Below are 11,343 nucleotides of genomic sequence, written 5' to 3'. Positions count from 1 at the left end.
ACCGGCAGGCCGTTGTCGGCCAGCAGGCGCGCGGTGCCGCCGGTGGAGAGCAGCTTCACGCCGCGCTGGTGCAGCGCGCGGGCGAGGTCGACGATGCCGGTCTTGTCGGAGACCGAGAGCAGGGCAGTGGTCATGGGCGGTACTTCAGGTGCGGGAAACGAAAATCACTTGATCAGCTTGTGATCGAGCAGCTTGCGGCGCAGCGTGTTGCGGTTGATGCCCAGCCACTCGGCAGCCTTGCTCTGGTTGCCTTCGGCGTGCTTCATCACCACCTCGAGCATCGGCTTCTCGACCACGCCGACGATCATGTCGTGCACCGAATGCGGTTCGGTGCCGCGCAGGTCCTTGAAGTACTGCTCCAGGCTGTCGCGGATGCACTCCTCGATCTTCTTCTTGCTCATGTCTCGCTCAGGCCTCGAGGGCCAGCAGGTCGTCGTTGGCGGCCAGGCCTTGCGGCAGCAGCCGGTGGGTGTCGGCCAGCGTGTCGAAGAAGGTGGCCACCGCGGCCACCTGCGCGTCGATGCTGTCGAGCGTGTTCATCACCGCGCGGAAGGCTTCGCCGCCAGGCAGCGCGCGCACGGCCCAGCCGATGTGCTTGCGCGCGGTGCGCACGCCCAGGTACTCGCCATAAAGCGCATAGTGCTCGTGCAGGTGCTCGACCAGCCACTGCTTCACTTCGCGCGTGGGCGGTGGGGGCAGCAGCTCGCCGGTGGCGAGGTAATGCGCGATCTCGCGGAAGATCCATGGCCGACCCTGCGCCGCGCGGCCGATCATCAGCGCATCGGCCTGGGTGTGGGCGAGCACGGCCTGCGCCTTGGCCGGTGAATCGATGTCGCCGTTGGCCACCACCGGCACGCGCACCGCGGCCTTCACCGCGGCGATGGTGTCGTATTCGGCCGCACCCTTGTAGCCCTGCTCGCGCGTGCGGCCGTGCACCGTGAGCATCGCGATGCCGGCGCCCTCGGCCGCGCGCGCGAGGGTCAGCGCATTGCGTTCGGTGTCGCACCAGCCGGTGCGCATCTTCAGCGTCACCGGCACGCCGCGCGGCGCGGCCTGCGCCACCACGGCCTCGACGATCGCCAGCGCCAGCGGCTCGTTGCGCATCAGCGCCGAGCCGGCGAACACGTTGCACACCTTCTTGGCCGGGCAGCCCATGTTGATGTCGATGATCTGCGCGCCGCGATCGATGTTGTAGGCGGTGGCCTCGGCCATCATCGCCGGGTCGGTGCCGGCGATCTGCACCGCGATCGGCGCCGCTTCGCCGGTGTGGTCGGCACGGCGGCTGGTCTTCAGCGTGTGCCACAGCTCCTTGCGCGAGGTCACCATCTCGCTCACCGCATAGCCCGCGCCAAGCCGCCGGCACAGCTGGCGGAACGGCCGATCCGTCACACCCGCCATCGGCGCGACGAACAGGCGATTCGGCAGCTCGTACGGGCCGATCTGGAAGCGAGACAAGGGGGGTGGGGCTGCTGAAAAAGGAGGCAGGAGTATAGCGGCCGGATGTAAGCGCGCCGGGTCGGCCACGGGGCCATCGGCGCCCTGCCTATCATGCAGGCCATGGACCACTGGATCCCCGCGATGCTCGCCGCGCTGGCGCTGCCGACCGTCGGCCTGCCGGCGGTGTTCGTGATCGCGCTGGTCTCGGCCACGCTGCTGCCGATGGGCTCGGAGCCGGCGGTGCTGGCGCTGGTCAAGCTCAACGAATCGCTGTTCTGGCCCGCGGTGCTGGTGGCCACCGCCGGCAACACCATCGGCGGCGCGATCACCTGGTGGATGGGCTACGGCGCCGAGCGCGTGTACGAGCGCGTCGCGCAGAAGCCGGCGCAGGCGCGCGCGCTGGCCTGGCTGCAGCGCTTCGGCGCCAGGGCCTGCCTGCTGTCGTGGCTGCCGATCGTCGGCGATCCGCTGTGCGCCGTCGCCGGCTGGCTGAAGCTGCCGTTCTGGCCCTGCGTGCTGTACATGGCCGTCGGCAAGCTGGCGCGCTACATCACGATGACGGCCGTCCTGTTGTGGATCTGGCCGGGCCAGCTGACGCCCTGAGCCCGAGGGCCGCGCGAGAATCGCGCGCCATGAGCACCTCCTTGAAGACGCCGGCCTACGAGGCCCTGGCGGCCACGTTCCAGCGGCTGCACCATCTGCAGCACCTGCAGTCGATCGCCTACTGGGACCAGGCCGCCAACATGCCGCCGGGTGGCAGCCAGGCCCGTGGCGCCGCGCTGGCCGAGATGGCCGCGCTGATGCACCGCATGCGCACCGACCCGAAGCTGCGCGACGAGCTTGCGCGCGCCGAGCAGGAGCCGCTCGATGCGCTGCAGCGCGCCAACCTGCGCGAGATGCAGCGCGAGTGGCGGCAGTCGAATGCGCTGCCCGAATCGCTGGTGCAGCGCGCGCAGCTGGCCACCTCGCGCTGCGAGCATGCCTGGCGCACGCAGCGGCCGGCGAACGACTGGGCCGGCTTCGTCGACACCTTTCGCGAGGTGCTGGCCACCGCGCGCGAAGAGGCCGCGCTGCTGGCCGAGCAGGCCGGCTGCGGTCGGTACGAGGCCCTGATGGACCGCTTCGAGCCGGGCATGACCTGCGCGCAGGTCGACCGCATCTTCGGCGAGGTGCGGCAGTGGCTGCCGGGCCTGATCCGCGAGGTCACCGAGCGCCAGTCGCGCGAGCCGGTGATCGCACCGGTCGGGCCCTTCCCGGTGCCGGCGCAGCGTGTGCTGTGCGAGCAGGCGATGCGCCTGCTGGGCTTCGACTTCGATGCCGGGCGGCTGGACGTGAGCAGCCACCCGTTCTCCGGCGGCGCGCCGGAGGACGTGCGCCTGACCACGCGCTACCGCGAGGACGAGTTCCTGGTCAGCCTGATGGGCACGATCCACGAGACCGGCCACGGCCGCTACGAGCAGGGCCGCCCGCGCGAGCTGCTGGGCCAGCCGGTGTCGCTGGCCCGCTCGATGGCGATCCACGAGAGCCAGTCACTGAGCTTCGAGATGCAGCTGGGCCGCCACCCGGGCTTTGCGCGGCTGCTGGCGCCGCTGGTGCGCCAGGCCTTCGGCGAGCAGCCGGCCTTCGAGGCCGGCAACCTGCACAGGCTGGTGACGCGCGTGAAGCCCGGCTTCATCCGCGTCGATGCCGACGAGGTGACCTACCCGGCGCATGTGATCCTGCGCTACGAGATCGAGCGGCCGCTCATCGAAGGCGATATCGAGCCCGAGGACATTCCGGCGCTGTGGGACGCCAAGATGATGGAACTGCTGGGCGTGGACACGCGCGGCAACTACCGCAACGGGCCGCTGCAGGACGTGCACTGGCCCGAATCGCTGTTCGGCTACTTTCCGTGTTATTCGCTGGGCGCGATGTACGCCGCGCAGTGGTTCGCGGCGATGCGGCGGGCCCTGCCGGACCTGGACGCACGCATCGCCGCGGGCGACCTGGCGCCGGTGTTCGACTGGCTGCGCCAGCACATCTGGCTGCCGGCGAGCCGCTACACCACCGACGAGCTGGCGATCCGCGCCAGCGGCGAGGCGCTGAACCCGGCGCACTTCAAGGCGCACCTCGAAGCGCGCTACCTGGGCTGAGTAGCGGCCACCTCGGCCTCCTCGGCCAACCCGGCCAGCGCGGCTTCCAGGTCGTCGAGCACCGTGTCCAGGCGCTTCAGCGGCGTGGCCAGCGCATGGCGCCGGCCGCGCCGCGGCGCGTCGGCGATCAGCTGGCGCTGGGCGTCGTTCAGCACCGCATCGTCGATCGCCAGGCCATGGCGCGCCAGCATCGCGCCCAGCGAGCTGCGGCGCGAGCGCAGGTCCTCGCGCGTCTGCTGGTAGGCATGCTCGGCCACCAGCCGACGCTGCGAGTAGCTGAGGATGTTGGCCAGGAACATCTGCGGGTCGCGCTGGTCGGGCTCGAACAGCGCGATGTCGGTGTGCGGATGCGAGGTCTCGTAGCCCTTCAGGCCGAGTTCGAGCCGCGAATGGATCAGCGTGCGGAAGGTCTGGCTCAGCACCAGCGGCAGGCCGCCCTGCACGATGCGCGGGATGCGCGCGCCGCCTTCGAGCACGCGGTGGCGCAGCGAATGCGTGGCGTCGAAGGGCACCAGCGGGTTCAGGCACAGCAGCAGGTCCAGGCCCTGGTCGAGCAGCACGCGCGCATGCAGCGTCTTCTTCAGCGCGCCGTCCACATACCAGCGCCCGCCAATGGCCTGCGGCGGAAACAGCCCCGGCAGCGCCGCACTGGCGGCCACCGCGCGCGAGATCGGCACATGGTCCCAGCCCGGCAGGCCGAAGGGCGCGGCCTCGCCGCTGTCCAGGTCGGTGGCCACGACGACGAGGCGGTGCTTCAGCCGGCGGAAGTCATTGCTGCGGCCCGGTGCCGAGAACACCTGCTGCAGGCGGGCCTGCAGCGGCTCGGTGCTGAACAGGCCGGTGGGCAGCGCGCGGCCCAGGCGCTCGATGGTGCCGATCAGCGAGCGCCGGCCCAGCACCAGCTGCCCTGCGGCCAGCACCGACAGCCAGGGCAGGCGCGCCACGCGGCCGGCCAGCTCGGCCACCGCGGGCCGCACGAACAGCGTCGGGCTGACGAGGTCGCTGCCGACGGCCGGGTCGTTCTCGATGAACGAGGCGCAGAGCTGGCGCGGCCGCATGCCGTTGGCCAGTGCCGCGGCAATGAAGCTGCCGGCCGAGACGCCGACATAGCCGTCGAGCGCGCTGAAGTCCAGGCCGGGCACGGCCTCTTCCAGCGCGCACAGCGCACCGATCTCCCAGGTCGCGCCCAGCGGCCCGCCGCCGGCCAGGGCCAAGCCGATGCGAGCGCCCTTCGGGCCGCGGGCGGTGGGCATTCAGCGCCCGACCTTCAGCGCCATCGCAGGCCTCAGGCCGCGCTGCTGCCGGCGGCCTTGCGGGCCACGCGGCGCTTGGCTGCCGGCTTGGCCACGACCTCGGGCGCAGCGGCCGGGGCGGCCTTCTTCGCCGGGGCCTTGCGGGCGGCCTTCTTCGCCGGCGCTTCCACGCTGCCGCCCAGCTTGGTCACCGCGGCGGCCAGTGCATCCACACGTTCGGTCAGGGCGGCCACGTCCTTCGCGGTGGGCACGCCCAGCTTGCTCATCGCGCGGGCGGTGCGCTCTTCGAAGATCGACTCGAGCTTGTCCCACTGCGCATTGGCCTTGTGGCCGACCTCACCGGCCATCGCCGACATCTTGCCGGCCATGTCGCCCAGCTTCTCGCCGGCGGCCGCCTGCGTCTTGCGGTGCAGGCTGGTGCCTTCCTTGATGAGGGTCTCGAAGCGCTTCATGCCTTCGCCCTGCGCCTTGGCAAACGCACCCAGGCCCGCCAGCCAGATCTGCTGGGCCGAGTCCTTCACCGTCTGCGCGAGCTGGCTGTCGAACAGGCCGGCAGGCGAGGCAGCCTTCTGCGCAGCCATCTTTTGGAGCTTCTTGACCATCTTGGTTTCCTTCGATTGGGGCCCTTCGAATGGGCGCTTGGGGACGGGGATGGGGCGGCCCGCTCGAGGAACCACCCGCTGCGGCGCAGTGTAGGCAGTGGTGGTCGAGGGCACAGCCTAATTCGCTAGGGCGCCGGCCCTAGGGACAACCCTTGAAAACGCCAGACGCTGCTACAGCAGCTCTTCAGGCACCAGCGGGCTCAGCAGCCAGGTCTTGATGCGCAGCCACAGCGAGGCATCGGGCTCGTGGTCGAGCACCTCCTCGTCGTCGTCGACGCCGGTGCCGATCCACTCGAGGCCCTGGCCGTTGGCGCGCAGCCGCACGCGGTAGGCGCTCTGCAGCCGGTCGAGGTCGATCACGCGCAGCAGCTCCTTGGCCAGCTGCGGGCTGTCGATCACCGCGCCCAGCTCGGTGTTGATGGTGGCCGAGCGCGGGTCGAGGTTCATCGAGCCGATGAAGGACATGCGCTTGTCGATCACCACTAGCTTGGCATGCAGCCGGCCGAGGCTGGAACCGAAATGGAACGGGCGCTTGTTCTTTTTCACGCGCGCGCCGCTCAGCTCGTAGAGCTCGACGCCCAGGCGCAGCATCTCCTCGCGGTAGCGGCTGTAGCCCAGGTGCACCACCGGCTCGTCGGTGGAGCCCAGCGAGTTGGTCAGCACGCTCAGGTGCACGTTGCGGGCGCGCAGCGCGCGCAGCAGCTCCATGCCGCGCGGGCCGGGCACGAAGTAGGGCGAGGAAGCCACCACCTCGGTCTTGGCCAGCTTCATCGCCTCCACCACGTTGTAGGTGACGCTGGTTTCCAGCAGCTCGCCGCCCACCGAGCCGTCGAAGGGCTTGTCCGGGTGGTCGGCGAAGACATAGCCCTCGCCCCAGATCAGGCCCAGGCGGCCGTCCTGCAGGTCGTCGGCGATCGGCCCGTAGCCGAGGATGTCGTTCGGCGGCAGCGGCGGCGGCGGCGGGGTGTTCTCGGGCCCGGTGACGCGCTCGAAGTAGGCGAGCAGCGCCTGCTTGTCCATCGCGCTGTGCGCCACCGCGCTGTACGGGTACACCGGGTCGCTGTTCCAGTAACGGTCGAACAGCGCGGCCAGCGGTTCGACCATGCGGCCGACCACCAGCGCGTCGAGGTCGATGAAGTTGTCGTTCTCGCCGCGCAGGTAGTACTCGTTGGCCACGTTGCGCCCGCCGATCACCGCGGCGATGCCGTCGGCGATGAACAGCTTGTTGTGCATGCGGTGGTTCACGCGGCCCCAGTCGCCCACCGAGGCCAGGAAGCGCGTGGCCTGGCCCGAATCGCGCGCGCAGCAGAAGGGGTTGAAGACCCGCACCTCGACGTTCTTGTGCGCCGCGAACGAGAGGAACAGGTCGTCGTCTCCGCCGGTGTAGAAGTCGTCCACCAGCAGGCGCACGCGCACGCCGCGGTTGGCCGCGTCGCGCAGCGCGCGCAGCAGCCAGCGGCCGGTCTCGTCATTGGCGAAGTGGTAGTACTGCACGTCCAGCGACACCTCGGCGCGGCGCGCCAGCTGCACCCGGGTGTCGAGCGAGAACAGGCCCAGCGGCATCAGCCGGAAGCCGCTGAGCGCGGGGTCGGGCGTCGAATTGGCGACCACGTAGGACAGCATGGTCTTGGGCGACGCGGGAATCGCCTCGCTGGCGATGGCCTCGCGGTTGATCTCGGGCAGCTTGGTGGCGCAGCCGGTGATCAGCAACAGGCTCAGCCACAGCACGCAGGGCAGGAGGCGGGACAGCAGGGTGTGGGCGGCTGGCATGGCGATCGAGGGTTCAGCCCTGGATTTTGGCGATGAACCGGGCGGCTGTGCAGGCTTTGTCGCAGCCCGGCGACGCCGGCCGCAGAATGCAGCCCATGGACACCGGGGCCGCAAGCGCGCGGCGCCGCCTGCTGCAGGCGGCGGCCGCGCTGCTGCTGCCCCCCGCGCGCGCCGCCGAGGAGGCCGACCAGCCGGTGATCGACCGGCTGGACGTTGCGGGCAGCCAGATCGAGCTGCAGTTCGCGCCCGGCTTCGATCAGCCCTTGCGCGGGCGCGCGCGCCAGTGGGTCGAGCGGTCGGCCCAGGCGGTGGTGGCCTACTTCGGCCGCTTCCCGCAGCCGCAGGTGGAACTGCTGCTGCTGCCCACCCCGGGCGCGGGGGTGCGCGGCGGCACCACCTTCGGCGAACCGTCGCCGTACGTGCGCCTGCGCCTGGGGGTGGACACCGGCGAGCCGCAGTTCCACGACGACTGGGTGCTGGTGCATGAAATGGTGCACCTGGCCATTCCGCGCGTGCCGCGCCGCCATGGCTGGCTGCAGGAAGGGCTGGCCACCTATGTGGAAGGCATTGCCCGCGCCCGCGCCGGCCTGCTGCCGGCGCCGCAGCTGTGGGGGGCCCTGGCCCACGACATGCCGCAAGGCCAGCCGAAGGACGGCGACGAAGGCCTCGACCACACGCCCACCTGGGGCCGCACCTACTGGGGCGGCGCCATCTTCTGCCTGCTGGCCGACGTGCAGGTCCGACGCCGCAGCGGCGGCGCGCTGGGCCTCGAACATGCGCTGCGCGGCGTGCTGGCCGCCGGCGGCAGCTATGCGGTGGCCTGGCCGATCGAACGCACGCTGGCGGTGGCCGATGCCGCGGTGGGCCAGACCACCTTCGGCGAGCTGTACGCCCTGCTGAAGGACTGCCCCGCGCCGGTGGACCTGCCGGCGCTGTGGCAGGACCTGGGCGTGACGCTGCAGGCCGATGGCCTGGCACGCCTGCAGGCCGACGCGCCGCTGGCGCGCCTGCGCGAGGCCATTGCGGCGTGAAGCGCCTGCGCGAGGCCATTGCGGCGTGAAGCGCCGCGGGCCGGGCCGCTTCCTGCCCACCTGCGCCGGGCCTGTTGGGCACCAGGCCCGCCTGCGCGGGCCTGTTGGGGTTACCGCGCAACGGGGACGGTTCGCACATGCCTAAGAATTGGCGCCGAACCAACCCCATTGCCCCCCCCTGGAGGAGTCCATGCACTATTTCGTCACCGGCGCCACCGGTTTCATCGGCAAGCGCCTCGTCAAGGCCTTGCTCGCCCGCCGCGGTGCCACGGTGTCCTTCCTCGTGCGCGAGGGCAGCGAAGGCAAGCTCGCCGAGCTGTACAAGTTCTGGGGCGTCACCAAGGCGCGCGCGCAGCCGGTCACCGGCGACCTCACCGCCAAGAAGCTCGGCGTCTCGGCCGAGGACATCAAGGCCCTGAAGGGCCAGGTCGACGGGGTGTACCACCTGGCCGCGGTGTACGACCTGTCGGCCGACGAGGAAAGCCAGATCCGGGTCAACATCGAAGGCACGCGCAACATGTGCGAGTTCGCCAAGGCCATCGATGCCAGGCACGTGCACCACGTGTCCTCGATCGCCGCCGCGGGCCTGTACGAGGGCGTGTTCCGCGAGGACATGTTCGACGAGGCCGAAGGCCTGGACCACCCGTACTTCATGACCAAGCACGAGAGCGAGAAGGTCGTGCGCAAGGAGTGCAAGGTGCCCTGGACGGTGTACCGCCCGGCCATGGTGGTGGGCGACTCCACCACCGGCGAGATGGACAAGATCGACGGGCCGTACTACTTCTTCAAGCTGATCCAGCGCCTGCGCCAGATGCTGCCGCCGTGGATGCCCACGGTGGGCCTGGAGGGCGGGCGCGTGAACATCGTGCCGGTGGACTTCGTCGTCGCGGCGCTGGACCACATCTCGCACGCGCGGCACGACATCAAGGGCAAGTGCTTCCATCTCGTCGACCCGGTGGGCTACCGCGTCGGCGACGTGCTGGACATCTTCAGCCGCGCCGCCCATGCGCCGAAGATGAACCTGTTCGTCAATGCCGCGCTGCTGGGCTTCATTCCGAAGAGCGTGAAGAAGGGGCTGATGGCGGTGGCGCCGGTGCGCCGCGTGTACCACGCGGTGATGAAGGACCTCGGCCTGCCCGAGGACATGATGAGCTTCGTCAACTACCCCACGCGCTTCGACTGCCGCGAGACGCTGAAGGCCCTGGAAGGCTCGGACATCCGCTGCCCGAACCTGCGCGACTACGCCTGGCGACTGTGGGACTACTGGGAACGCCACCTCGACCCCGACCTGTTCATCGACCGCAGCCTGCGGGGCTCGGTGGCCGGCAAGGTGGTGCTCGTCACCGGCGGCTCCTCCGGCATCGGCCTGGCCGCGGCCTGCAAGTTCGCCGAGGCCGGGGCGGTCACCATCATCTGCGCGCGTGGCGAGGAGAAGCTGGCCGAGGCGGTCAAGGAGATCAAGGCCTTCGCCGGCAAGGACGCCCAGGTCTACAGCTATTCGGTGGACATTGCCGACGAGGCCGGCTGCGCCGAGTTCGTCAAGACGCTCGAAACCGAGCACGGCGGCGTCGACTTCCTGGTCAACAACGCCGGCCGCTCGATCCGCCGCGCGATCGAATCGAGCTACGACCGCTTCCACGACTTCCAGCGCACGATGGACCTGAACTACTTCGGGTGCCTGCGCATCACGATGGGCCTGCTGCCCGGCATGGTGAAGAAGCGCAAGGGCCACATCGTCAACATCAGCTCCATCGGCGTGCTGACCAACGCGCCGCGCTTCTCGGCCTACGTCGCCAGCAAGGCCGCGCTGGATGCGTGGACGCGCTGCGCGGCCAGCGAGTACCAGGACCTGGGCATCACCTTCACGACCATCAACATGCCGCTGGTGCGCACGCCGATGATCGCGCCGACCAAGATCTACAACAACGTGCCCACGCTGTCGCCGGAAGAGGCGGCCAACATGATTGCCGAGGCCTGCGTGTACAAGCCGGTGCGCATCGCCACCCGCCTGGGCATCACCGGCCAGCTGCTGCACGCCTTCGCGCCGCGCGTGGCGCAGATCGTCATGAACACCAGCTTCCGCATGTTCCCGGACAGCGATGCGGCGCGTGGCGAGAAGGGCGACAAGCCCAAGCTCAGCCCCGAGGCGATGGCGCTGCAGCAGATGATGCGCGGCATCCGCGCTGATCGTCATGGAACACCAGCTTCCGCATGTTCCCGGACAGCGATGGCGCTGAAGGCGGCCCCCGTGGCGCCAGCAGATGATGCGCTCAAGTGAAGGCCGTCAGCCCGCCTCAAAGTGCGGTAGCCGGCCGTCACCGCGGCCGGCGCGGGCTCGGCATACGCTGCGTGTTCAGGCGTCTCGTCGTAGGGGCGCTGCAGCGCCGCGAGCAGCTGGTCGAAAGGCGTCAGGTTGCCGTCGTCGCTGGCGGCGGCCAGCGCTTCCTCGACACGGTGGTTGCGCGCGATCAGCCAGGGGTTGACGCGGCGCATGCGCAGGGCGCGCTCACCGCGCGGGCCCGGTCCGGCAGCCGCATCGTCACGCGCGCAGCGTTCGCGCCAGCGGGTGAGCCAGGGATCCAGTGCCTCGGGGGCGGCGAACAGCGCGCGCAGCGGCCCATCGCGGCCCTCCGCGGCGTCGGCCAGTCGACGCCAGCCAAGCGTGAAGTCCACCGCCTGCGTGTGCAGCAGGCCCAGCCAATCCTCTGCCAATGCGCCATCGGCCCCATCATCGGCTGGCGCGGCGTCGTACAGGCCCAGCTTGGCGCGCTGGCCCTGCAGCAGTTTGGCCGCGTACATCGCAGGGTAGGCATCGATCGCCTCGGTGACCTGGGCCACGGCGCGCTGCACCTCGGACTCGGCGTCGGAGCTCACCATCAGCGGCAGCAGCGCCTCGGCCAGGCGGGCCAGGTTCCAGCGCGATCAGCGGCTGGTTGGCATAGGCATAGCGGCCGCCATGGTCGATGCTGCTGAACACCGCGTCCGGGTCGTAGGCTTCCATGAACGCGCAGGGGCCGTAGTCGATCGTTTCGCCGGAGAGCGTCATGTTGTCGGTGTTCATCACGCCGTGGATAAAGCCGACGTTCATCACCGCGATCAGCGCGCCTGGCGCAGGGCC

The 11,343-nt window shown here is 70.3% G+C and carries 10 protein-coding genes and 1 pseudogene; 4 read left to right on the top strand and 7 right to left on the bottom strand.

Going from position 1 to position 11,343, the window contains the following annotated elements; all coding sequences use genetic code 11:
- The 3 genes from ACILR4_RS28365 to dusB all read right to left on the bottom strand — a co-directional run.
- On the bottom strand, positions 1–134 hold a 134-nt coding region (locus ACILR4_RS28365), incomplete at its 3' end, for a hypothetical protein (protein ID WP_395704247.1).
- Positions 135–164: 30 nt separating this feature from the next.
- Entirely contained in the window at positions 165–401 is a 237-nt protein-coding gene (locus ACILR4_RS28360) for a Fis family transcriptional regulator (protein ID WP_395703322.1), read from the bottom strand.
- A gap of 7 nt (positions 402–408) precedes the next feature.
- Positions 409–1,455: a tRNA dihydrouridine synthase DusB gene (gene dusB, locus ACILR4_RS28355; protein ID WP_395704246.1), complete on the bottom strand. Its 1,047-nt coding sequence runs from the start codon at positions 1,453–1,455 to the stop codon at positions 409–411.
- A 102-nt stretch (positions 1,456–1,557) separates the two neighbouring features.
- Here dusB and ACILR4_RS28350 point away from each other — a divergent pair, with 102 nt between their 5' ends.
- Together ACILR4_RS28350 and ACILR4_RS28345 are read left to right on the top strand one after the other, a co-directional pair.
- Positions 1,558–2,040 carry a YqaA family protein gene (locus ACILR4_RS28350; protein ID WP_395704245.1) on the top strand — a complete coding sequence of 161 codons (483 nt, stop codon included), beginning with the start codon at positions 1,558–1,560 and terminating at the stop codon, positions 2,038–2,040.
- Between the two features lie 29 nt (positions 2,041–2,069).
- Complete coding sequence (locus ACILR4_RS28345) at positions 2,070–3,569, top strand: carboxypeptidase M32 (protein WP_395704244.1); 1,500 nt, start codon at positions 2,070–2,072, stop codon at positions 3,567–3,569.
- On the opposite strand, the gene ACILR4_RS28340 is transcribed toward ACILR4_RS28345, so the two are convergent.
- The 3 genes from ACILR4_RS28340 to ACILR4_RS28330 all read right to left on the bottom strand — a co-directional run bounded on the left by ACILR4_RS28340 (position 3,557) and on the right by ACILR4_RS28330 (position 7,194).
- Complete coding sequence (locus ACILR4_RS28340; RefSeq protein WP_395704243.1) at positions 3,557–4,822, bottom strand: patatin-like phospholipase family protein; 1,266 nt, start codon at positions 4,820–4,822, stop codon at positions 3,557–3,559. The two genes, ACILR4_RS28345 and ACILR4_RS28340, sit on opposite strands and share 13 nt — an antisense overlap.
- Positions 4,823–4,854: 32 nt before the next feature.
- Complete coding sequence (locus ACILR4_RS28335; protein WP_395704242.1) at positions 4,855–5,424, bottom strand: phasin family protein; 570 nt, start codon at positions 5,422–5,424, stop codon at positions 4,855–4,857.
- A 171-nt stretch (positions 5,425–5,595) separates the two neighbouring features.
- Positions 5,596–7,194, bottom strand: a complete 1,599-nt coding sequence (locus ACILR4_RS28330; RefSeq protein ID WP_395704241.1) for a phospholipase D family protein — start codon at positions 7,192–7,194, stop codon at positions 5,596–5,598.
- 95 nt (positions 7,195–7,289) lie between these two features.
- Between ACILR4_RS28330 and ACILR4_RS28325 the strand changes: the two genes are divergently transcribed.
- Entirely contained in the window at positions 7,290–8,225 is a 936-nt protein-coding gene (locus ACILR4_RS28325) for a hypothetical protein (protein WP_395704240.1), read from the top strand.
- 190 nt (positions 8,226–8,415) lie between these two features.
- A complete protein-coding gene (locus ACILR4_RS28320; protein ID WP_395704239.1) occupies positions 8,416–10,503 on the top strand; it encodes an SDR family oxidoreductase in 2,088 nt (695 codons plus the stop codon).
- Here ACILR4_RS28320 and ACILR4_RS28315 read toward each other — a convergent pair.
- A pseudogene (locus tag ACILR4_RS28315) lies at positions 10,416–11,271 on the bottom strand (protein adenylyltransferase SelO family protein). The gene ACILR4_RS28320 and the pseudogene ACILR4_RS28315 sit on opposite strands and share 88 nt — an antisense overlap.
- Positions 11,272–11,343: the final 72 nt, after the last annotated feature.

The sequence above is a fragment of the Aquabacterium sp. genome (assembly GCF_044226965.1).
Lineage (GTDB): Bacteria > Pseudomonadota > Gammaproteobacteria > Burkholderiales > Burkholderiaceae_C > Pseudaquabacterium.
The sequence above is the reverse complement of the archived record's forward strand: the minus strand, read 5'-3'. Positions and strand labels throughout refer to the sequence as shown.